Below are 22440 nucleotides of genomic sequence, written 5' to 3'. Positions count from 1 at the left end.
TGTCATTGCGGGCCACGACCCGCAATCCATGTCCGCCTGCCACCGTCACCGCAAGGGGTTGTAACCAACTCAATAGAATGGCCCTATGACAGCCGCCCCCGACAAAGAACTCTCCAAGCCCAGTAATTTCCTGCGCCAGATCATCGAACGCGACCTGGAGCAAGGCACGTACGCCCAGCGCCACTGGGCCGGCCAGCCCGCGGACGCCGCCACGCACGAACAAGGCGTGCCCGACCCGGCCAAGATCCGCACCCGCTTCCCGCCCGAACCCAACGGCTACCTGCACGTGGGCCACGCCAAGAGCATCTGCCTGAACTTCGGGCTGGCGCAGGACTACGGCGGCGTGTGCCACATGCGCTTCGACGACACCAACCCCGAGAAGGAAGACCAGGAATACGTCGACAGCATCCTGGACGCGGTGAAGTGGCTGGGCTTTGGCTGGGACGCCAACGGCACCTCGCACTACTACCACGCGAGCGATTACTTCGACTTCATGTACCGCGCGGCCGAATACCTCATCGAAGCCGGCCTGGCCTATGTCGACGAGCAAACCGCCGAAGAGATGCGCCACAACCGCGGCGACTTCGGCAAGCCCGGCACCGACAGCCCCTACCGCAGCCGCAGCATCGACGAGAGCCTGCAGCGCTTTCGCGACATGCGTGACGGCAAGCTGGCCGACGGCGCCGCCGTGCTGCGCGCCAAGATCGACATGGCCAGCCCCAACATCAACATGCGGGACCCGGCCATCTACCGCATCCGGCGCGCCACGCACCACAACACCGGCGACAAGTGGTGCATCTACCCCATGTACACCTATGCGCACCCCATCGAGGACGCGCTGGAGAACATCACCCACAGCCTGTGCACGCTGGAGTTCGAAGACCAGCGGCCCTTCTACGACTGGCTGCTGGACCGGTTGAGCGAAGGCGGCCTCATCAACAAGCCGCACCCGCGCCAATACGAATTCGCGCGGCTGAACCTCACGTACGTGATCACCAGCAAGCGCAAGCTGAAGCAGCTGGTCGACGACGAGCACGTGAGCGGCTGGGACGACCCGCGCATGCCCACCATCGTGGGCCTGCGCCGGCGCGGCTACACGCCCGAGAGCATCCAGCTGTTTGCCGAGCGCATAGGAGTGACCAAGAGCGACAGCTGGATCGACTACGGCACGCTGGACCAGGCGCTGCGCGACGACCTGGACCCGAAGGCCGCGAGAGCGATGGCGGTGCTCGACCCGGTGAAGCTGATCATCACCAACTGGGACCAGCTCATGGAAGACGCCGGCCACGCCGCCTTCGACGGCCTGTACCTGGACGACTGCAGCGCGCCCGTGCACCCGCACGACGAATCGCGCGGCGTGCGCAACTTCAAGTTCGGCAAGGAACTGTGGATCGAGCGCAGCGACTACGAGGATGTCCCGCCCAAGGGCTACAACCGTTTGTTCCCCGGCAACAAGGTGCGCCTGAAGTACGGCCATGTGATCGAGTGCCAGGGCGCTGTGCGCGACGAGACCGGCCAGGTGGTGAGCGTGCTGGCCGACCTGGTGCCCGACACCAAGAGCGGCACCCCCGGCGCCAGCGCCATCAAGGTGAAAGGCGTGATCACCTGGGTGGCCGTGGCCGATGCGCTGAAGGCGGAAGTGCGGCTGTACGACCGCCTGTTCGCCGTGCCGCAGCCGGACACGACAGAGAAAGATTTTCTGGAAGAACTGAACCCGGATAGCCTGAAGGTGGTGACGGCGTATGTGGAGCCGTCGCTGGCGTCAGCGAAGGGGGATGAGAAGTTTCAGTTCGAGCGGCATGGGTACTTTGTGGCGGATCGGAAGGATCATGCGGAGGGAAAGCCTGTGTTTAACAGGGTGGCGGGGATGAAGGATAGTTGGGGGAAGTAAGCCAACTCTACGGCAAAGCCGTATAATCGCCTACGATGCTCACTGTCGTCGAATCCCCACTTTTTCAAGGCCTGTGGCCGGACTATTGGGACGAAGACGAGCGAGGTGAGTTTGCGACGTGGTTGGCCCATTCGCCGGACGCCGGCGATGTGGTGCCGGGTTCCGGTGGTGTGCGCAAGGTGCGGTGGTCACGCAAAGGCGCGGGCAAACGTGGTGGCGTGCGCGTGATCTATTTCAACCGGCTGACCAATGGTGAAATCTGGCTGCTGTTGATCTATGCCAAGAGCGCTCGCGACAACGTGCCGGCCGATGTGTTGAAACAGCTCAAGCAGGAGATTGAAAAATGCGCATGACTGAAAAGCAATTGCTCGCCCGCGATGCCAAGCGCGACATTGGCGCGGAACTGCTGCTCTCGGTGCGTCAGATGAAAGCGGGAAAAGGCAAAGTCGTTGCCCGTGTGGAAGTGCCGGCAGTCACCCATGCCCGCATGAAATCCGGCCTTTCTCAGGCAGACTTTGCCAACCTGTTGGGCGTGTCTGTTCGCACACTGCAAGATTGGGAACAAGGCCGCCGGCAACCTTCCGGTGCGGCACGCACGTTGATCACCATCGCAGAGCAGCAGCCGAAGGTGTTGAAACAGGTGTTCAAGAACCTGGAATCAGCGTGACGACGAGGCAAGCCGAGTGATCGTTCCGGCCGATATCTGCCCTGGCAGCGAAATCACTACCATGAATGCTTCGACGGTAGACCCCGATACGCTGCGAGCCGTCCGCGCATTCATGGCGGGCGTGGTGGGCCACTACCCCGCACACCAAGCCATCCTCTTCGGCAGCCGCGCCCGTGGCACGGCGCATGACGAGAGCGACGCCGACGTCGCGGTCTTGCTGACAGGTGAGAAAGGTCCGTTCATCAAGACCAAGATGGCGCTCGATGACATTGCCTACGACGTTCTGCTTGCCACCGGCATTCGCATCCAGCCACTGCCGGTGTGGGACGAGGAATGGGCGCATCCAGAGCTCTATTCCAACCCCCGGCTGCTGCAGAACATCGCGCGCGAAGGCATTGCGTTGTGAACGCGCTTGACCTGATGGTCAAGGGCGACTTGATCAGCCCGGACGAAGCGAAATGGACAGTCGAACAAGCTGGTGCCTTCGTGGAAGAGATCGAAGGCGCTTTGCGTGCGCGTGAAGATTCACATGACTGAAAGCGGCACGCCCGGCAGCCATGCGGTGAAAGTGAAAGGCGTGATCACCTGGGTGGCCGTGGCCGATGCGTTGAAAGCCGAAGTAAGACTGTATGACCGCCTCTTCGCCGTGCCGCAGCCGGACACGACGGACACGACGGACAAGAACTACCACAAGGAACTGAACCCGGATTCGCTGAAAATGGTGACGGCGTACGTGGAGCCGTCGCTGGCATCAGCGAAAGGGGATGAGAAGTTTCAGTTCGAGAGGCATGGGTATTTTGTGGCGGATCGGAAAGACCACATGCCGCCTCCTCTGAATGGAGGAGAGGGTAAGTCTGTGTTTAACAGGGTGGCGGGGATGAAGGATAGTTGGGGGAAATGACTGGTTTTCCCCCAACTGTACAAAGTTTTACTGAGGCAGCAGACTCTTGGCTCTGTGACGGCTGCTCTTTGGTTGTTCGCTACATGGCCTTAGCTGAGAGCGACATCAACAGAATCATTGATGCGCAACTTCTCTTCCAACCGCTGCCCGCGAGTCGCTCGATTGACTTTCATACACGCGCCGGTGATCTAGTTGCTGGACAAAAATCGTTTTCGTCCCTTCGCAAGACTGAACTAAAGTCCCGGCTTGCGGATGCCATTGGCGGTCGAATAACGCTCGGCAAACAGAAGCTCGCCCTCGACGATACCGGGCCTTCGAGTTTCCATTCTGAGATGCCAGTGCGCGACAGATGGTTCTTCAATCTCCACCTGCAAATGTGGGGCAAGGCGCTTCCCCTCAAGGGGCTGTCATCCATTCCGGAAAGCTCAATAACTTTCCACTCCGCTTGTCCGCGTTCCCCGGCGGGCGGGCATTGATGCAAGGTATACCACCATGGCGAAGAACTCTGTTTTGGACGTGCTTTCCGTGCCGTCGGCGTTGCCGACGGAGTATCGTATCCTGAACCAGGCCGGCATCATGCCGGCGCAGGACAGCCAGAAATATATCCAATTCGTCGAAGCCGACGCGGGAATGGCGGTGTTCAATCCCGCCAGCGAAGATGCGGCGGCGATCGAGACGAAGAGCATAACCATATCGGGGATGACCGTCGTTCTCGAGAACTCGAGCGCACAGCCGTTGTTCGTTCGCGTGAACGGTCGGAAGAACCTTCGGTTTCTGAACATCGCTGCAGACGAGGTGATCATCCGGAGCCCGCTGATCGTGCCCGGCGCCACCGTCACGATTCACGCCCGGAGCCTGCGCTTCGAAAAAACGGGCCTGATCAATACGACACCGCCCTCCATCGATACGCGCAGCACTAAAACGGTTGCGTTGAAGGGTGCGCCCGCCGGGAGCATTTATCTCTACGTCAAGACGCTGGAGGTCTCGGGCAGCGACAAGCGGCTCATCGCCAACGGCGGCAACGGCCAGCCGGCGCAATTGGGTGAAAAGGGCGTCGATGGCAAAAACCTCACACCTTGGAATGGCAAGGCTACGACCAAAACCGACCTCGGCGTTTCGGCGGACTTCGACTGGACAGATGACATGCGCGGCAAGACCAACGGCTTCACGGTCGTTCACGCCTCGATCTGGTGTTGGTTTAGTGAAAACGGCCGTTCAACGAAGAATGATCGCGCGGATTTCTTCGAGGGCGACTTCCCGCCGGGCAATGGCCAGCCCCCCAAGCGCATGCCAGGCACGCCGGGCGGCGGGGGAGCGGGCGGCGACGTCTATTCCCGGTTTCAGGATTTGTTGACGCCACGCACAGAACAGAAGGCGGGACAGAGCGGAGAAAAGGCGGTTCTCGTTGCGGCCTCGTTGGCGGGCACGCCCGTGAAGTCCTGCTCGGTATATGCCTACTACGAAAAGGGGACCATTTGGAACTCAAAGAAATCCGGGAAGGAATTCGAAATGAACCAGACGCACGAGTCCTACGGGCATGCGGCGGTTCCAGCGCCCGAGGCGCCCACGGCCGAGCCTGCGGGCCGTCAAAAGCCGCTCGGCCGCACGGATGACGCAGTCTGGCTGCACCCGCTCAACCTCCAGGCCTTCACCAGCTACCTGCGCGATGCCTATCGCGCAGGTCAGGCCTCGTCGTTGCGGGGGCGGGCAGGGGAGTATGTCGCCACCCTGGCGGCGCTCGACGCCGTTCTTGCCAAAGCGGCTTCGAGTGGCCCCGATTTCGTGGCCGGCGCGTCCCAATTGCCGATCGAGTTCATGCCAATCGAGGCCGAACTCAGGGCGTTGGTGGCCCAGATCGACAGTCCGTTTGATTATTTCGGATACCCCGCCGGCTGGACCCCGGTGCTTTCCTTCGAGAGCAATTACTCGGCTTTCGAAACGGAGACCCGCGACGCCATGGCGCGGCTTTATCTGGCCTACTGGATCGAGCACAACCAGGCGAGCGCAGAGGCCCGGGCCAATACCATCAAGACCACGCTGGAGCAGGTGAAGAAAGAAACCGACGCCGCGATCAAAGCTTACAACGACGGCAACACCGAGCTGGTCACGGTCGATCAGGACTACGACGCGCTTCGCGCTCGCATCGATCATGTAATCCGCGACGCGATGGCGATCGAAGCCGACGTGGAACGGTATGCCAAGGGTGATCTGGAACGCGAAAAATTCTTCCGCGCCGCCGGCAAGCTCCTCGGCGGGATTGCGCAGATGATTCCGGTCGGCCAGCCGGCGCTGGCCGCCGTTGGCAAGGGGCTCACCGCCCTCGCGGATTTTGACGCCGACCAGCCGTGGGGTTCGGTGAAAAAAATCGGCGCCGAGCTCTGGGACACGAAGCTCGTCCAGGATAAGCTGATGCCGAAGGTGAAGGCCGGGGCGAAGAAGCTGCTCGAATTGAAATCCGACGAGAACGAGGAGAAGGACGACTTCACCAAGGAGGTCGAGAAGAAGGAACTGGGCAACAAGGTGAAGAAGCACATCAAGGAGCAGACCGAAGCGAAGGAGCAGATGACCAAGGCGCTTGGTGCCTTCGCGGTTTCCGAGGACGAAGTGGAGGCGGCGGTCGAGAAGGCGCTCGCGAAATGCCCCGAGTATGCGAAACTCAAGAAGGACCTCGACAAGCTCAACAAGGACAAAGCCGAGTTTGCGGTGAAGCTGCTGGGGATCGTGCGCCGGCTTGACGAGGCGTCGACGATCGTGGTGAACAACCGGCTGACCGAGATCGAGCTGCGCGGCGCGCTCTCCACTACCGCAAAAAACCTGACCCCCGAGGGCTTGCGTTACACCCGGGCGATGGGGCTGCGGGCGCTGGAGCGGCTGCAGCGCTACGAATATTATTTCGTAAAGTCCTACCTCTATCTGTGGCTCGAGACGCTGCCGAACTTCGACACAAACTCGGAGTATATATTCAAGAAACTGCAGGAAGTCGTGCAGCCGAAGAGTGAAGCGATCCTGAGCGGAGAACAATTCAAGGCACTGGGAACGGTGTTTCGCGAGAACCTGAAGACCGTCGCCGATCGTTTGCTGACCTACTACAACACCACGGTGCCCAGTCAGACCGCGACGAAGAGCAAGTTCACGCTCGAATTGTCGGACAAGCACCTCGCGGCCCTCAACGGGCCGGGAAAGTCAGCCGTCGTTGATCCCATGGCCGAGGGCAAGCTGCACCTCAGCCTGGAAAACGTGCGCATCTACGATATCCAGGTGGTCGATGCCAAGCTGATCAATCCACCGCCTTCAGCGGTCGATGTCAGGTTGCGGATGAAGCACGGGGATGAGTCGACGCTGCGGCGCAACGGCAAGCTGTATTTGTTCCGCAACACCGAGCGGCGCTGGGGCACGACGGTCAGCAGCGTGGGGGAGAGGACCACGCTCAGCGCCGACACACCCGACCCGATGGACGACTCGCTGATTCGCACGCTCCTCGGTCTGACCACCGCACCGGAGACACTGCGCAGCCGGCCGTCGGCTTGGTCGAGCCTCGTCATCGAACGCGAGCTGATGGACATGGTCAGCGACTACGCCGCGACGTTTTCAGCGGTCACGATCGAGGTGCAATACACGGCACAAGACGTGGACCCGAACCACGTTTCGGTTTTCGTGAGCGTGCCGAGTCCGCTCGAACCGGAGATCAAGTGCAGTCAGAAGGATTTGAACGAGCACGACCATGGCGCTGGGCGTTTCATGCGGACGTATCACAAGGCCACCGGGAGCATCACCTTGACCGCACCGGCGGACTACGGGGATCACGTCTTCCTCGGCTGGCGCTCGCGCGGCCTGAAGTCCGGCAGCGAGCCGACGAACCTGATGCCTCTGCTCGCGGCGGACGTGGCGGCCAAGGATCTGCCGAAGGATCTCGTGCGCGAACGGACCATCAGGCTGACGCTCGACACGCACCGGCTGGTCGAGGCGGTGTTTCAGCAGCGCATTGTTCGGCAGGAGAATCGGGGCGACCCGGCGACCTGGCCGCGTGGTGGTCCGGAGGGCTGGGAGTTCCACGATTGGCTGCTCGTCAACGAATCGGAGAAGGAGGAATTCAAGATCGCGAAGGTCGACTATATGCCCTGGCGCGGCGGAGATAGTGGCTACGGGGCCGAGGCGCAAACCGTGATTGGGAACAGCATGGTCAAGCTCGCGCTGGAAAAGCTGGCGGTGGCTCCGGGAGCTTCGATGAAGTTCTCAGTCTTTGCGAATCCGCAGGTCTCGGCCACCGGCAACGGCACGCAGCTTCAACTGGGCTCGACCACCGGCTATTCGGCGTTGTTCAGCGGACGCGGTGAAATCATCGACCTGGGCAAGTCGGAGAACGTCTGGAAGCCGGCCGGCCCGGCGTTCCACGTCGACTCGAAGGCGCGCGTGCTCCGGTTCCTAGGCAAGGACGTAAAGAAGTGAGGCGCCTCCCGACGTTGTTCGTGGCGCGCCACGAACGCACCACCAGCGCGCAAAAAAAGGCAGGCTTTTCAGTCGGCCTTTTGCAGTGAGGAAACCCGAACGGGGGGCTGTCTGAATTTTCGTGTTCGAGGCGCTGAGACTTGTCCACGGCGGCGGGCGTCGCTTGCGACAAACGCACGACGCGGTGGTCAAGTCGGTCGTACATCTTAAGCTGCTGTCTTTGCGAACCGGTCTTCGAAGAGGATCGCAAACTGATTCATCGCCTCCTTCCAGTTGTGGGCCGCACGGCCCCATTCGGCCGTGATGTTTCTCAAGGCCAGCCAGATCAGCTTGCTGGCCGCATCGTCGCTGGGGAAGTGACCTCTGGACTTGATGATCTTGCGCAGGCGCGCGTTGATGCTCTCGATCGCATTGGTCGTGTAGATCACCCGCCTGATCTGCGGCGGGAAGGCGAAGAACGTAATCACATGGCTCCAGGCCCGGCGCCAGGAGGCCACCACCGTGGGGAACTTCTGGCCCCAAGGGTCTTGCTCGAACGCATCGAGTTCGGCCTGCGCCGCGTCCGCGTTGGCAGCCGTGTAGATGGGCTTGATGGCCGCCGCCAGCGTCTTGCGGTCCTTCCAGCTGGCGTAGTCCAGGCTGTTGCGGATCAGGTGCACGATGCAAGTCTGCAGCGTGGTGGCCGGGAACACCGCGCCCAGCGCTTCGGGCATGCCCTTCAAGCCGTCGGTGACGGCGATCAGGATGTCGTTCACGCCGCGGGTCTTCAGGTCGTTGAACACTTTCATCCAGAACTTGGCGCCCTCGGTGCCTTCGATCCACAGGCCCAGGATGTCGCGCGTGCCGTCGGGCAGCACGCCCAGGGCCAGGTAGATCGCCTTGTTGCGCACCACTGCGTCTTCCTTGATCTTTACGCGCAGCGCATCGAAGAACACCACCGGGTACATCGGCTCGAGCGGGCGGGCCCGCCAGGTGGTGACCTCGGCCATCACGGCTTCGGTGACGCTGCTGATGAATTCGGCCGAAACGTCCGTGGCGTAGGTCTCGCGCAGGAACCCCTGGATCTCGCGCATGGTCATGCCGCGCGCATACAGGGCGATGATGGAGTCGTCAAAGCCGGTGAAGCGCCGCTCGTGTTTGGGGATGAGGATCGGCTCGAAGCTGCCGTCGCGGTCGCGTGGCACCTCGATGCGCACCGGGCCTTCACCGGTTTGCACGGTCTTGGCGCTTCTGCCATTGCGCTGATTGGCCCCCGCCTCGGGCTTGGCAGCGCCGGCGGGGTAGCCCAGGTGGTGCCCCAGCTCCGCGCCCATGGCGCGTTCGATGAGGGCCTTCTTGAAGGCCATGGAGGCCGCGTTGACGGCCTCCCCTGTCATTGGGCCGGTGACGAACTGGTCGATCAGTTCATCGGGGATCTTCGGCAGCGCCGCACTCCGGGCGGCAATGGCTGCATTCTTCAACTTTGTTCTGCTTGGCATAAATGGTCCTGACGGTCATTGTTATGCCTCAAACACAGAAATCAGGACAGACTCAAGATTCGGTCTTAGGAGCCTGTCCTGATGCCGGCGCTGCGAGACTAGAGGCAGCGACCATCCCACAACACTCTCCGCTAGTCGCTAAGCTGCTTTCGGCTCGGTGAGCTTGTACAGGCGCCGAGCCTCGAAGTGCTCGACCAATTTCTCAGTCATCTGAACGAACAGCTCCGAGGAGCCGATTGCACCGTGGATGTCCGCACTTAATTGAGAGTAGATGTCCTTGAGCGATGGGAAGTGGGACTTGAAAGCCTCAGGGAGGGAAGCCATGTACCTGTCCATGGCTTCATCTGCCCGGGCGGTGGGTGCTGCCCACTTTCGAGCGAATTGCTCGCACGCAGTTCGAAGCATGAAGAGTGCCGGAAGATGTTGACCAGACTGGTACGCGAGCAGCGCACCGGAATAGTACTTCGCGATGTCCTTATGGATGACTGCTGGAATCTCAACATGCTCCATCGGTGACCGGCCGGTGAGCTCCCGCTTTCCCCCATGTCGACGCACAACAAATGCGTCGGGCGTCGACTTGCACGACTGGCACCGGTAGGTGAACGCATACAGCTCTTCAATTTGCTGCGGCTTCTTGCTTTCATCCTTCCTAACAACTTGGAAGACGGACACCAGATTAAAAGCCTCAAGACGGTGACATTCACGCGTGCAGTAGACCTTTATGTCAGGTGGCGTGAATACGACCTTTGGTTCATTGGCGCCGCCGCTGAAGAATCCGAGGACTTCCTTCTGGTTCGTGGATGGAATCCACCCAACGACCGCTGCATCTATAGCGTAATGGCCCATCTGCACGGCCTCGTCCCTAATATGGTTCGCGACTTTTGGTAGAAAGCTCGCTCGAATGGCACTGGAATCAACGGCCGTCTTCTGATAGAGATGCTTCGTCTCCATGAGGGTTTTTAAAGCATCAGCGATGCCCGCACCAAGAGCCTCGTGGTACCCCGAAATGGCACCCTGGGCAGTCTTGTAGAACTCCATGGCTTCCTCCGAATCGTAGAAAGTCAGTGTAGCTTCTCAATGCGGGCCTCCACGCGCGGAAACTATTGTCGATCTCGAAGCGCTCCTCCGAATCCAGCAGCATGCTCGCGGCCCTCTCGATCCAGCACGCCGGCGGCAGTAGCGAGCAGGCGTAGATCGCGAATTGGAAGTCCTATCGCCTCATCACCGCGTCCCCCGGCAAACGGGAAATTTCGGGCATCCCCAAAAACTGGAGCCAGCGTTCACGCCCTTACGCGCCGTCCTGCGAACCATCGTGGATTCGCAAAGAGGGCAACTGGGCGCCACCTCTGACGCGGGCGGCGGTGACGGTGCCGCTAGGCCCACGGCCGCCGTGTTGGCTGCGCGGGCCTTAGCTCCAGTTTTGCCCTGTCGCAGCAATTCAAACAGCTGTGGGCCGTCCACCAGCTGCACGTTACGCCCCTCTGCGAAAGCCTTCGCGTCGGCCGTGAACGATCCGGCAGTGATGACGAAACCACCGTCCGCGCCCTGCGCTGCCATGACGCCGTACAACTCCCGAATGATCTGCACGGGGACTTTGGTTGCCTTCCACTGTTTGCACTGAACCAGGAATTTCTCGTTGCCTTTGCGCAGGACCAGGTCGACGCCACCGTCGGCGCCGGCACCACCGAGTTCGGTGACTGCGTAGCCTTGAAGCCTGAACGCTTCGCCGACAAGCATCTCGAATTCGCGCCAGGACATTCCGTGCAGAGCATCCGCGCCCTTGGCGCTCGTCACTTCGTTCAGGAGCCCCTCACGTTTTCGGCGTCGTAAGAACGATGTGAGGGCGCCGAGCAGGCAGAAAAATGGAAGGAGGTATTGGCCGATGGATGCGAACGCAGCCAACATCATCCCCGTGACCATTCCGCCCAGCTGGCCCGGCTGCACCGCAGTGACCTTGGGCGTGGCCGCGAGCTGGTGGAGAATCAGATAGCTGATGATGGCCAAAGCAACGCCCGCCCACCACGGCAGCATTGCAACCAGATCAAGAATGTCGTCAGCGCCACTTTGACGGCGTCGTCTTGCCATACCCCTCCCTACTTCTGAATGCGTTCTGGCTGCTGCACAGCCTTTTGAGAGGATTATTGGTCGGATCTCAACGCCAACGCCAGCGAAACATCCTCGAGGCGCGCGCGCTACTTCCTTGAACCCCCTCTATGCTCAGGGACACCTCTTACTTCGCCGGCGCAATAGTGAGCTGCGCCTCCCCTACCCCCACTCTTTTGTCTGCCAATGCCTTCAACTTGTCGAGAAACTGCGCATCCTTTATTGGCGGTTGAATCCACACAATTTTCCCGACGCCTGCATTGATGATTGCACCAATCAAAAATGTCCCGATTGCCCCTCCTGCTGCACCCGTACCGGCCGCCTGACCCACGCTAACCGTGCTGCCCCGCGCTAGGCTGGTGCCAAGTGCTCCTCCAACTGCACCGCCGATTGCTCCACCAGTTGTCAAGGCGACCAAGTCAACCTTCTTGCTGTTGGTGTCCTTCACAAATGCCACTTCCGTGCAGCTTGAAGCCTGGGTAATTTGGGGGGACACCGGCTCGGTTGAAAAGTACGAATACAAGGTGATGGGCTTGGCCGCATTGTTGGGAACGTAGAAGCCGCCGTCCGTTGTGGTGGGTTGGCCAGGGAAAGCGCCTCCGCTTTTTCCTCTGACTGAAACCCCGCCTATAGGCGCCCGAAAGTAGGTTCCATCGGCGTCAACCTTCTCTGACCAGTAGGGACCTTTCTCGAGCCTGGTAGTCCACTGGACATTGAAGGAGCCATATAGCGCTGTGAGTTCAAGAGGTTCAGCTAAATGGACGCAGGTGATTTCTCTCGGTGCCTGCAAGTCATTCGGATCTGTCGAGTTGGAGGCAGCGTATGCAGATGAACCCAGAGCACAAAGAAGAATCGCAGACTTGCGCAGATTGAATAGCAAAGACAACCTCATTGAATAGACTCGTTGAAGATTGAAGGGCGCCAGCCATTTCCAGACGCGACGCGTAGTCGAGGCTGTATTCGTCACCCAGCCGCCATCACATCATTCACCACCCCCGCGGTAACCGCCAGCCGCGTCACCCCATCCGGCTCGATCGCAAACACCCCACGCCCATTGGTATAGACCACCGCCCCGTCAGCGCCGATGTCGTAAGAGGCAACGCTGCTCGCCAGCACCTGTTCCGCGCCATTCGGGCTGCGCCGCACCAGTTGCCAATCCGCCGGCACCAGCGACGGCACACCGTGCACGGCCCGCGCTTCGCGCAGCGCCTTCTCCGCATCGATGCGCTTGCCCTGCACCAGAATGTTCTTCCAGTCGGCCTCCACCTTGGGGCCGGATGCGCTGGTGAGCGGCTTGCGTGTGTACATCAACGAGAAGAAGTTGAGGTAATGGAACACCGCGCGCAGCAGGCGGAAGGGGAACAGCAACGTGTCGAGCAACGCGTTCTTCGGGGTGTAGCTCGGCATCTCGTACGGCCTGCGGATGTAGTGCAGGTAGCCGTCCTTCGACACGCGCGGCCTCAAGTGGTCGAACCTCGGGTCGTCCACGATGGGCGCCACGGAGTTCGACTCCATGTCCAGCGTCTGGATGCTCATCGGCCCCTGCGCAATGATGTAGCCCTGCTCGTTGCGCGCGAAGCCGGACGACTGGAACAACAGCCGGTTCGGCACGCCGGGGATCCACGCCGGGGCGCCGTCTTCGGTGTCGCCCCCGGTCACTTCGCGCATGCCGTTGCCTTCGTTGTCCATGACGACGATGTTCGCTTTGCCGGCTTTGTAGTGCGAAGCGGCCGCGATGCGCGCGCCGTCGGCGGACACGGCCAGGTCGGAGATGTGCATGGCCGGCTTGAGCATCAGGCGCAGCTCCCGGCCCGATTCCGCGTCGCGCCGGAAGAGGCCGCCCACGGTCTGGTCTTTCAGCGCGTACAGAAGGCTGCCCGAAGGTTCGAAGGCCGCGCTCGTCACGTTGATGGGCGTTTCCGGCGTGTCGTAGCCCCGGCGGCCGCCGCCTGACGCGATGTTGAACGCCGTGCCCTCTTTCCAGCCGTGGCGCTGCGCGGCGCGGTCCCGGCGCTCGAGCTGTTCCTTGATGAAGAGGCTCTCCAGCGCCACGGGCTCGCCGCCCACGTCGCGGTGAAACAGCTGCCCATTGGAAAGAAAGGCCAGCTTGCGCGCGGTACGGTCGACGCCCAGGTCACTGACGGCGGCGCGCTGGCCCCAGAAGCGAAATAACACATAGACGACGATTGCTGCGACAAGCAGCACGAGCACGATATGCATGGCGGTCCCCCTCGCCGTGGAGTGTATCGGGTGCGGGGGCCTCAAGCCTGCACTACTTCAGCTGGAGAGTGCCTTCGCTGTTGACGCTGCGTACCAGCACGCCTGAGCCTTTCGCAGTCCAGCCTGTCGTTGTGGTTCCGGCCATCGCGTTCTGAAATTTGCAAGCATCGAAGCTGCCCGCGGGTACTGAAGTTGCTTCCTGACCGAGATAGGTTATTTGCGAGGTATAGCTGTTAGACGTGGTTGCTGTCGCGGAAAGTTGGGTGATTTCGTTGTAGACCAGGTTCTGGCTTTCGCCGACAGCCAGGCTGGCACTCCGGTCGCGCACTGGAGGGTTGTAAGTCGTTTTCACCTCACCTTGCCCCGCGGGGCCAGGCTGCATGAACGATGTTCCGTAGGAAATCACGTCGGTGCCTTCGACCCGCTGATAAAGCGTGTTGTTGGATGTGACGCTGGAGCCATTCACGGTGACGACGTTCGTGAAGTTGATCGGCAGAACGTTGGCCACGCCATTGAAAGTGATGGGCGCGCCCACTGTCCGGCGTGTCATCAACGTCGCAGAACCGGCGCCGCCAACCATGTCATAGCTCCACTCGAAGGTGTTCCCCGGCGTGTAGTGCGCCAGATTGAAGCAGTCGGCCCCAGTACCGGTCGCAGGTGCCGGTGCAGGTGCAGGTGCAGGTGCCGGTGCAGGTGCCGGTGCCGGTGCCGGTGCAGGTGCCGGTGCAGGTGCAGGTGCTTGCCCCGGTGCCGGGGCCGGGGCCGGTGCCGGTGCTTGTCCCGGTGCGGGTGCGGGTGCGGGTGCGGGTGCGGGTGCAGATGCTGGTTCAGGTGCAGAGTCATCTCCACCTCCACAGGCGGCGAGCACGCTCGACATGAGGCATACAAAAGCAAATTGCTTAGCTCTGGAATTCTTCATCGTAAAAACTCAATTTTGGTTTGATCAGGTCTTGGAGTTCGCCCACCAATGCTGCTACGTTGGGCACTGTGCCTCGTCGATCCTCGCGAGGCCGGCGGAGTGTAGGGTCGCCAGGTCGTGGGCACGACATCGCGGTATCGCGCTTAATAAACTCTTAAGAAGCAGGCGAAGGCTTCTGAGCATTAGTTCCCAATTTTTCAGCGCAGTGCCATGGGCATCAAGCCAGAGCGGTATCTCGGCCTATTTCCTCGAGCATCTCCGCCTGCACGCCGCAGCATCGTTCGCACGCCGCGTCATGTCCTCCATTGCGAGGACGAACAGTTCATGGGCGCGTTCGCGGATTTCATGCAGCTTCTGGCGACGCTCTTCCCACGATTCCGGCGGATCGCCCGGCATTTCCCGCATGCATGCCTGCGCGAACTCAAGCTCCATCTTGAGCGCCGCGCGATCCGCTTCACGCCATGCCTGGAAAATCTGGCTGGAGGGTGCCATCTGGGCACTCTACACCCAGACGTAACAGAATGTCACCGGGCGTTCTGTGCCGTATTTTGGGTTTGCTAGGCACAATGGCTCAGTGAAAACCCTGATCAAACGTTCTGGTGAATTTCAAGACGCCCTGGCCGCTTCGTTTCGAAGCGGCCTGGTGCTGGTCGATGAATCGCCCCGGTTGCGGGCATGTGCCGCCGCTTGCCAGCTCTCGCTCGAACACGCGACCATGGTGCGGGTTGCCTTCGAGCGGAACGCGTCCAACTCCGCGACGGCGCTGGTTCGCCTGCAGTACGAGGCTTTGCTACGTGGCGCCTGGCTATTGCACGCCGCCTCGGACTTCGAAGTGGAGAAACTGTCCGCCGCACTTGACGAGGACTCGGCCCAACGGGCCAAGAACGTGGCCGGCGCGGCCCACATGCTGGAAACGCTGGCCGCCACGGCGCCGGCGGCATTGGTCGGCCCGCTTCAGCAGTTCGACGATCTTTCGCGAAGGGGCCTCAACTCGTACGTGCATGCCGGCTTGCACCCCTTGCAGCGCGTCGCGCAGGGCTACTTCCCTCAGCCCCTCGCCGAGCAGTTGATCCGCAACTCGAATGGGCTGATGCACATGGCTTACCGCCTGTTGGCGACGCTCTCGGGCAATCAGGCGCTGGTCGATGTCACCACCCGTGCGCACCTGGCCTTTGCGGACTGCCTGCCGTTCGACTGACGGCCGGCTGGCGCCTCAGGCCGCGTTCAGGCTCCCGGCGCCCGTCGCGCGCAGGGCCATCCACGTCCACGCCGCGCCCGCCACATCCACCAGGCCAAAGCCGATCAGCGTGGGGTGGGCTCCTGCCAACAGGACCAGCGACACACCCAATGCGAAGAACAGCAGACGCCCGGGAATGGTGGCCTTGAAGAAGGCCGTCGCCCCGCCCACGCCGCAGGCCCAGTAGTAGTAGCCGACGACGATGGCCAGCGCGCCCAGTACGCGCACGTAGACGTCCTTCGCTTCCGGCGCGCCCAGCATCGACATCATCACATTGGGGATGAGCAGCAGGGTGATGCCGGTCAGGACGACGTAGACGCCGAACACCTTGATGGTGAACGCGGGTGATTTCATGAGTGTCTCCTCCGCCGCTGATGCGGCACGCGAAGAATCGAGCGGGCTGCGGCTTCTGTCAAGGCCCGGCCAGCGCAATAATGCGCGGATGAACCCCATCCGCCCACGCAGTCTTGCCGCCCTCGCCCTCGCCTTTGCCGCTTTGCTGGGCGCCTGCGCGTCGGCGCCTTCCGGCATTTCGCCTTCACAGGCCGCTGCCCTCGTCAACGCGCCCGATCGCTCACCGGGCGATCGCGTCAACGACGAGCGCCGCAAACCCGTGGAGATGCTGGCCTTCATCGGCGTGCGGCCCGGCATGACGGCACTCGATGTGAGCGCGGGGCGCGGCTACACCACTGAGCTCATCGCACGCGCTGTCGGGCCGACGGGCAAGGTGTACGGCCAACGCCCGCCACCGCGAGAAAACGCGGCAGCGCCCGCGCAGCCCGAGGGCCAGGCCGCACCTGCGCCGGCGCAGGCATCCGCGGTGCCCGTGATGCCCACGCTCGCGGAGCGGGTGCGCACCATCACCAACATCACCGCCGTACAGCGCCCGTTCGAAGACCCGGTGCCGCCCGAGGTGGCGGCAGGCGCGCTGGACCTGGTCACGCTGATGTTCAACTATCACGACTTCGGCCACATGGGTGTGGACCGAACACGCACCAATGCCGCCCTCTTCAAAGCATTGAAGCGGGGCGGCATCTACGTGATCGCCGATCACTCGGGACGGCCGGGCACCGGCATTTCAGAATCGGGCACGCTGCATCGCATCGAAGAAGCGTTCGTCAAGCAAGAGGTGGAGGCGGCGGGCTTCCGGCTCGTGGAGGTGGGCAACTTCATGCGCAACCCGGCCGATCCGCGGGACCGCAACACGCCGGTGCCCGCCATGCCCAAGGACGAATTCGTGTTGAAGTTCGTCAAGCCCTGACGCCCCGCCGCCGGCCTCCATCGTCCATCAGGTTCCGTACATCAGGTAGTCCGCGCTGTAGGGCACGGTGGCTGTCAGGCCGACGGTGCTCTTGTCGCAGACGGTCAACGCAATCGCGCCGCCGATCGTGTTGATCCGCTGGACGCTGCTCACCTTGGCGAACCGGCCCAGTGCCGGACCCGTGGACTTCGCGGAGAGCAGCAGCCAGGGGATCGCGCCTGCTTGCGGTGCGTCGGCGCGGGCTTGCATCGCGCCAACGATCTTGCTGCCGTCGGCGGCTTCCCAGTGCGGGCCGTGGTAGTGCGTGCCGATGGTTGCGCCGGTCCGGTCATACAAGTCGGCCTGGGGTGCGACGAATACCCACTTCGCACCGCCGGCGGCGGCGACGTCATCGACGCACTCATAGATCTGCTTTCCGCGCGCGGCGATGCTCTCCATCAGCTTCTGTTCGCCTTTCGGCGCCAGCACTTGCGGCACGGCGGCCGTCGCGGGCGACTGCGCAACCTTCGTTGCCGCCAGCGCGCCGATGCGCTTGCCCATGGCCAGGCCCACGTCGGTCGACGTGCGGAAGTGAATGCCTTCCCACACGCGGGCGTCGGCCACTTCCTTCATGAAAGCGTCGGCGCTGCTCCAGCGGCGCGTGGCGCCGTTGGCGGTGGGGCTGCTGGTCACCAGCTCGGGCATGCGGCCGGAACCGACTTCTGCCTTCAGCAACTCACCCACGGCGGCGGCCAGGATGCTGTGCGCGCTGGGGTATTCCGGATGGCCGGGGTTGTCGATGAGGGGGCTCCAGCCGGTCTCGACTTCGGTAGCGGGGTTGTCGTCTCGGTCACCGTTTCGGATGGCCGTGACGGGGCGCCAGAAGCCGTAGTGGTATTTGGCGTCCATCACCGCGATGACCGCGTCGTCCATCGCCTGGCTGGTGGCGGCCAGCAGGCGCGCGTTCTGCGCCAGATTGCGGCCGGGCGCCTGCGCCACGGACTTGGCCACCGAAAAGTAGATGGGCGGCAGAGAGAACTCCCAGAACTTCGCCACTTCGGTCTGCTCGGGCGTGCGTTGCTTGCTGGCCTTGCTGCCCAGCGCCTTCACCTCGTTGTAGTCGCGCGCCCATTGCGCGCTGCCCAGCGCCGGCGGCGGGCCGGGGCGGAACTGCGAAGCGCTTTGCATCAGCCAGGTCTTGCGCTGCGGCCAGTGGGGCGTGGCCACGCCGGCCGTCGGCACGTAAGCGCCCGGCGTGGTGTGCGGGCGGTACGCATCGGCGCCGGCTGCGCCATCGTCCGCGCGCCAGGCCAGCACGCGAGCGGCAGCCTGTTCGCCGGCGGCGATGCCGGCCGTCTTGCCGGCGCTGTCGCCCAGCTTGGCGATGGCCTTCTGGTAGGCACCGTCGATGGCGGCCGCCTGCTGGGGCAGCAGCTTGGCCAGCGCCGCGCGATTGGCCGCGGCCACTGCCGCTTCAGATGCGACGTCGACTCCTTCGCCGGCGTGCACCAGCTGCACCCCCGACACGGCTTCGTGCACGGCGGTCTGCACGATGGCCATGATGCGCACGGCGGGCGGCGTGCCGATCTTGGCCTGCACGATCACGTCGCCCGCAGTGGTGTTCCAGTCGGTCACGGCATCGGCATGCGCGTCGGCCGCTGCGCCGGCGAGGATGGCGGCGGCAAGAGCAGCCGCGGAGAGTGGGTAGTTGAAATTCATGTTTGGCTCCTTGGGATGGGTGGGGTTCAGCGGCGGGTGATGACGATTTCGAGGTAGTCGCTCGGCACCACCAGGCCGCCGTGGCCGCCGCGGTTGAACTGGTTCATCAGGCCGATGAGGTCTTCGGCCAGCGCGTGCTGCTTGTCTTCGTCCAGCGCGGCGAAAGCCTTGAGGATGGGGCCGTAGTAGCCGCGGAAGACTTCCAGCATGTGCTCGGGCGAGCGGTAGCGGAAGTTGAACTGCCGCGTTTCGGTGACGATGTTCGAAGCGCCGGCCTCGAACAGCTCGACGTTGCGCACGCGGGTGCCCCACAGTGCGGGCGACGTGACACCGGCGGGCGGCGGCACATACTTGCCGAGCGTCTTGAACACCTGGCCGATCAGGCTCTCGGGCGTCCAGTTGGCCATGGCGATCTTGCCGCCGGGGCGGCAAACGCGCAGCAGTTCCGAAGCGGCGCGCGCCGGGTTGGGCGTGAACATGACACCGAAGGTGGACAGCACGGCGTCGAAGCTGGCGTCGTCGAACGGCAACGCTTCGGCATCGGCCTCACGGAAGTCGACGCCGTGCAGCCGCTCGGCGGCGGCGCGCTCCCGGCCGCGCTCGAGCAGGGCCGGCACGTAGTCGGTGGAGGTCACTTCGCACCAGCGGCGCGCGGCCGCCAGTGTGGCGTTGCCGTTGCCGGCGGCAACGTCCAGCACGCGCTGGCCGGCGCGCAGGTCGGCGGCTTCGCACAGCGTCTCGCCGACGATTTGCAAGGTGGTGCCGACCACGGCATAGTCGCCGGAAGCCCAGGCGGCCTTCTGACGGGTCTTGATGGCGTTGAAGTCGGGGGCCGGGGCGCCAGCGGTTTGCGGCGCGGTGGCGATGGAGGAGGAAGAGGTCATGTCAAGGCTCCTTAAGAGAAAATGAAGTTGCGAGGCCTGAACTGTCTGCGGCAAGCGTTGCAGTGGGCGTGGGAGCCCGCGTGGGAATGACCGTGGAATCACTCGCGCAAGCGCAACAAAACGAAACACGCCCGGCTGCCGGGTTGACGCTGCGGCTGCTCGGGCCGCTGGCGGTCAGCCGTGCGGGCGGGGGGTTGGCGCTGCCGCCCTCGCGCAAAGTCCGCGCCCTGCTCGCCTACCTGGTGATGGCCGCGCGGCCGCCAACGCGCAGCGCACTGTGCGAAATGCTGTTCGACCTGCCGAGCGATCCGAAAGGCGAATTGCGCTGGTGTCTGAGCAAGCTGCGCACGGTGCTCGACGAACCGGGCCGCGCGCGTGTGCTGACTGACGGCGACGCAGTGGCCGTCGATCTCTCCGATTGCAGCGTGGACGCGCTCGAGGTGCAGGCCGCGCTGCGGCACGGGCTCGCGTCACTTCCTGTCGACCGGCTTGAGGCGCTGGCCGCCCTGTTCGGCCACGATGAATTTCTGGAAGGGCTGGATCTGCCCCGCAGCCCGACGTTCAGCAGCTGGCTGGTGGCCGAGCGGCGCCGTCTGCGTGCCGCCCACGCCGCCGTGCTGGAGCACTGGGTGCAGGCGCTGCCCGCTGACAGCGACATAGCGTTGGCTGCACTGGAGCGCTGGCTCGCGCTTGCGCCGTTCGACCGGCGCGCGCATGAAGGGCTGCTGGAAAGTTTGGCCCTGCGCAACCGCCTGCGCGAGGGCGACGAGCACCTGGCCGCGGCCGCGCGGCAGCACGAAGCCGAGGGACAAGATTGGGCACACCTCGCGTTCGCTTGGCGCGCGGCCAAGGCGCGACATGCCGGGGTGAAGATTTCAGGGTCGGCGCTGGTGATCGAGACTGCGGCCGTGGTGCCGCCCGAGCCGCCAATCGCCGTGGCCAAGCGAGCCTCGCTCGCGGTGATGCCCTTCGTCGACCGCACGCCTGGTGTCGCGCTGCGCGGTGGCGTGGGCGACGGGATGGCGCACGACATCATCACGCGGCTGTCGAAGCTGCGCAGCATGTTCGTCATTGCGGAAGGCACGATGTTCGCGCTGTCCGAACGGCACGTCGACTCGCAGGATGTGGGCCGCCGCCTCAACGTGGACTATGTGGCCAGCGGTTCGCTGCGCCGTGGGGCCAATGCGCAATTGCAGGTGTCGGTGCAGCTGACCGAAACCCGCACGGCCCAGGTGGTGTGGGCAGAAGAATTCCAGGTGCGGCTGGACGACACCTTCGAGGTGCTCGACCAGGTGGGCAACCGCATTGTCACCAGCATCGCCAACCAGGTCGAAGTGGCCGAGCGCAACCGGGCCATCCTCAAGAACCCCAACTCGCTCAATGCATGGGAAGCGCACCATCGCGGCCTGTGGCACATGGTGCGGTTCACTCGCGAAGACAACGATCAGGCCCGGCACTTCTTCCAGACCGCGGTGCGGCTCGACCCTACGTTTGCACGGCCCCATGCCGGCATTTCGTTCACGCATTTCCAAGACGCCTTCCTGGGCTGGCGAGACCGCGAGGCGTCGATCGGGCTCGCCTATGGTGCGGCCAGCGAAGGGCTGATGGCCGACGAACGGGACCCGGCCGCCCACTGGTCCCTGGGGCGCGCAATGTGGCTGCAGCACAAGCAGGATCAAGCGCTCCAGGAACTGCGTGCCGCCGTTGACCTGAGCCCCAACTTCGCGCTGGGGCACTACACGCTGGGGTTCGTGCATGCGCAGTCCGGCGACCCAACGATCGCGATCACCGAATCCGACCATGCGCGCGACTTGAGCCCGATGGACCCGCTGCTGTTCGGCATGCTCGCTTCGAAGGCTTTGGCATTGCTGCGGCTGGGCCGATTCGAGGAGGCGGCCGACTTTGGTGTGCGATCTGCGTCGCGCCCGAACGCGCATATCCACATCCGCGCGATCGCCATGTGCAGCCTGGCCTTGGCCGGACGCATGCCTGAAGCAAAGGAATACGCGCAGGCGATCCAGCGAACGGAAGCGCGCTACAGCGTAGAGGATCTACTGCTCGCGTTCCGGATGGGCGGCGATGTAGAGGCGCTGCTGCGCAAGGCCGCCGCGCTCGTCGCGACGCGGTGAAGGTCGCTTGAGCCGCGGCGATCGGTCAGCGCGCCGGCGCTCCCATGACACTGGTGGCGCGGCTGGGCATCTTGAAATAGGCCGCCCCGCTGTCTTCCGCGTTGAGCGCCCTCACTTCATCGCGAGCGGCGGCATAGTCCGCCTTGGCTTTCGCGGCGGTAAAGCCGCTCTGGGGCAGCGACGCCCGGTTGTGCTGCAGCGTCCATTCGTCGGTGGCCGGGAGCACTTGGGCCTTGATGACCATGTGGGGGGCGGACAGCACGGCGGGCATGGTGTCGATGGTGATGTCGTCCGCGTAGCTGTTGCCGGCGGAGATGGCTGCTGCGGCGGCAACGGCCACGGTAGCGATGCCAGTGAAGAGGGAGGATGCGATATTGCGGGCCATGAGAATCTCCTTGAGCGGGGGTTGCGATCGAGGGCGGGGCGGGCTTCGCTCAAATCCCGCCTGTCCGGCCAATGAGTCGCCGCGTCGCGATGCCGCTTACAGCCAAACTTCTCGGCCGTGGTGTAAAAGATCGTTAGCCCCGAGTCGCTGAACTTCACGCTCGTCGCGTCAGGCAGTTGCCGCCCGCAGCACCCGCCCTCGCCCCCGCCGCAACGCCAACC

The 22440-nt window shown here is 63.3% G+C and carries 22 protein-coding genes and 1 pseudogene; 12 read left to right on the top strand and 11 right to left on the bottom strand.

Annotation, left to right across the window (positions count from 1 at the left end):
* Window positions 1-85 precede the first annotated feature (85 nt).
* The 8 genes and pseudogenes from EEB15_RS20740 to EEB15_RS20710 all read left to right on the top strand — a co-directional run bounded on the left by EEB15_RS20740 (window position 86) and on the right by EEB15_RS20710 (window position 7905).
* Window positions 86-1891, top strand: a complete 1806-nt coding sequence (locus tag EEB15_RS20740; RefSeq protein WP_141511792.1) for a glutamine--tRNA ligase/YqeY domain fusion protein — start codon at window positions 86-88, stop codon at window positions 1889-1891.
* A gap of 35 nt (window positions 1892-1926) precedes the next feature.
* Window positions 1927-2244 (top strand): type II toxin-antitoxin system RelE/ParE family toxin, encoded by a 318-nt coding sequence (locus EEB15_RS20735; RefSeq protein WP_141511791.1) that lies wholly within the window; start codon window positions 1927-1929, stop codon window positions 2242-2244.
* On the top strand, window positions 2235-2558 hold the full coding sequence (locus EEB15_RS20730; protein ID WP_141511790.1) for a DNA-binding transcriptional regulator: 324 nt from the start codon (window positions 2235-2237) through the stop codon (window positions 2556-2558). Before EEB15_RS20735 ends, EEB15_RS20730 begins: the two co-directional genes overlap by 10 nt.
* 61 nt (window positions 2559-2619) lie before the next feature.
* Entirely contained in the window at window positions 2620-2964 is a 345-nt protein-coding gene (locus tag EEB15_RS20725; RefSeq protein WP_141511789.1) for a nucleotidyltransferase family protein, read from the top strand.
* On the top strand, window positions 2961-3095 hold the full coding sequence (locus EEB15_RS34475) for a hypothetical protein (RefSeq protein WP_255466364.1): 135 nt from the start codon (window positions 2961-2963) through the stop codon (window positions 3093-3095). The genes EEB15_RS20725 and EEB15_RS34475 overlap by 4 nt, the downstream gene beginning before the upstream one ends.
* Window positions 3091-3459 (top strand): annotated as a pseudogene (locus EEB15_RS20720) (glutamine--tRNA ligase); the annotation flags it as partial. The gene EEB15_RS34475 and the pseudogene EEB15_RS20720, both read left to right, overlap by 5 nt.
* Window positions 3456-3935 carry a hypothetical protein gene (locus EEB15_RS20715; protein ID WP_141511787.1) on the top strand — a complete coding sequence of 160 codons (480 nt, stop codon included), beginning with the start codon at window positions 3456-3458 and terminating at the stop codon, window positions 3933-3935. The pseudogene EEB15_RS20720 and the gene EEB15_RS20715, both read left to right, overlap by 4 nt.
* A gap of 16 nt (window positions 3936-3951) precedes the next feature.
* Window positions 3952-7905: a hypothetical protein gene (locus EEB15_RS20710; RefSeq protein ID WP_141511786.1), complete on the top strand. Its 3954-nt coding sequence runs from the start codon at window positions 3952-3954 to the stop codon at window positions 7903-7905.
* 206 nt (window positions 7906-8111) lie between these two features.
* Here EEB15_RS20710 and EEB15_RS20705 read toward each other — a convergent pair whose 3' ends face one another.
* The 6 genes from EEB15_RS20705 to EEB15_RS33745 all read right to left on the bottom strand — a co-directional run bounded on the left by EEB15_RS20705 (window position 8112) and on the right by EEB15_RS33745 (window position 14286).
* Window positions 8112-9383: an IS256 family transposase gene (locus EEB15_RS20705; RefSeq protein WP_141511785.1), complete on the bottom strand. Its 1272-nt coding sequence runs from the start codon at window positions 9381-9383 to the stop codon at window positions 8112-8114.
* Between the two features lie 138 nt (window positions 9384-9521).
* The gene (locus tag EEB15_RS20700; RefSeq protein ID WP_141511784.1) at window positions 9522-10421 is read right to left on the bottom strand and encodes a hypothetical protein; all 900 of its coding nucleotides are present in this window, start codon (window positions 10419-10421) and stop codon (window positions 9522-9524) included.
* Between the two features lie 183 nt (window positions 10422-10604).
* Window positions 10605-11468, bottom strand: coding sequence for a restriction endonuclease (locus EEB15_RS20695; protein ID WP_141511783.1), 864 nt, complete (start codon window positions 11466-11468; stop codon window positions 10605-10607).
* Window positions 11469-11613: 145 nt separating this feature from the next.
* Window positions 11614-12366, bottom strand: a complete 753-nt coding sequence (locus EEB15_RS20690) for a hypothetical protein (protein WP_158290180.1) — start codon at window positions 12364-12366, stop codon at window positions 11614-11616.
* A gap of 83 nt (window positions 12367-12449) precedes the next feature.
* Window positions 12450-13706 (bottom strand): hypothetical protein, encoded by a 1257-nt coding sequence (locus EEB15_RS20685; RefSeq protein WP_141511781.1) that lies wholly within the window; start codon window positions 13704-13706, stop codon window positions 12450-12452.
* A gap of 52 nt (window positions 13707-13758) precedes the next feature.
* Window positions 13759-14286, bottom strand: a complete 528-nt coding sequence (locus EEB15_RS33745) for a hypothetical protein (RefSeq protein WP_158290179.1) — start codon at window positions 14284-14286, stop codon at window positions 13759-13761.
* 83 nt (window positions 14287-14369) lie between these two features.
* On the opposite strand from EEB15_RS33745, the gene EEB15_RS33740 reads away from it, so the two are divergent.
* A complete protein-coding gene (locus EEB15_RS33740) occupies window positions 14370-14585 on the top strand; it encodes a hypothetical protein (protein ID WP_158290178.1) in 216 nt (71 codons plus the stop codon).
* A gap of 280 nt (window positions 14586-14865) precedes the next feature.
* Here the strand turns inward: EEB15_RS33740 and EEB15_RS20675 are convergent, their stop codons facing one another.
* Entirely contained in the window at window positions 14866-15117 is a 252-nt protein-coding gene (locus EEB15_RS20675; RefSeq protein ID WP_141511780.1) for a hypothetical protein, read from the bottom strand.
* Between the two features lie 82 nt (window positions 15118-15199).
* Here EEB15_RS20675 and EEB15_RS20670 point away from each other — a divergent pair, with 82 nt between their 5' ends.
* A complete protein-coding gene (locus tag EEB15_RS20670; RefSeq protein WP_141511779.1) occupies window positions 15200-15823 on the top strand; it encodes a hypothetical protein in 624 nt (207 codons plus the stop codon).
* Between the two features lie 15 nt (window positions 15824-15838).
* Here the strand turns inward: EEB15_RS20670 and EEB15_RS20665 are convergent, their stop codons facing one another.
* Window positions 15839-16216 (bottom strand): hypothetical protein, encoded by a 378-nt coding sequence (locus EEB15_RS20665; RefSeq protein WP_141511778.1) that lies wholly within the window; start codon window positions 16214-16216, stop codon window positions 15839-15841.
* Between the two features lie 88 nt (window positions 16217-16304).
* Between EEB15_RS20665 and EEB15_RS20660 the strand changes: the two genes are divergently transcribed.
* A complete protein-coding gene (locus EEB15_RS20660) occupies window positions 16305-17123 on the top strand; it encodes a class I SAM-dependent methyltransferase (RefSeq protein WP_199236585.1) in 819 nt (272 codons plus the stop codon).
* A gap of 27 nt (window positions 17124-17150) precedes the next feature.
* On the opposite strand, the gene EEB15_RS20655 is transcribed toward EEB15_RS20660, so the two are convergent.
* Both EEB15_RS20655 and EEB15_RS20650 read right to left on the bottom strand, forming a co-directional pair.
* The gene (locus EEB15_RS20655; RefSeq protein WP_158290177.1) at window positions 17151-18821 is read right to left on the bottom strand and encodes a DUF3455 domain-containing protein; all 1671 of its coding nucleotides are present in this window, start codon (window positions 18819-18821) and stop codon (window positions 17151-17153) included.
* Window positions 18822-18847: 26 nt separating this feature from the next.
* Entirely contained in the window at window positions 18848-19705 is an 858-nt protein-coding gene (locus tag EEB15_RS20650; RefSeq protein ID WP_141511777.1) for a class I SAM-dependent methyltransferase, read from the bottom strand.
* Between the two features lie 86 nt (window positions 19706-19791).
* Here EEB15_RS20650 and EEB15_RS20645 point away from each other — a divergent pair, with 86 nt between their 5' ends.
* Window positions 19792-21834 (top strand): transcriptional regulator, encoded by a 2043-nt coding sequence (locus EEB15_RS20645; protein WP_233259562.1) that lies wholly within the window; start codon window positions 19792-19794, stop codon window positions 21832-21834.
* A 25-nt stretch (window positions 21835-21859) separates the two neighbouring features.
* Here EEB15_RS20645 and EEB15_RS20640 read toward each other — a convergent pair whose 3' ends face one another.
* Window positions 21860-22219: a hypothetical protein gene (locus EEB15_RS20640; RefSeq protein ID WP_141511776.1), complete on the bottom strand. Its 360-nt coding sequence runs from the start codon at window positions 22217-22219 to the stop codon at window positions 21860-21862.
* Window positions 22220-22440 lie beyond the last annotated feature (221 nt).

This window comes from Ramlibacter sp. WS9, assembly GCF_003797765.1.
Lineage (GTDB): Bacteria > Pseudomonadota > Gammaproteobacteria > Burkholderiales > Burkholderiaceae_C > Ramlibacter.
The sequence above is the reverse complement of the archived record's forward strand: the minus strand, read 5'-3'. Positions and strand labels throughout refer to the sequence as shown.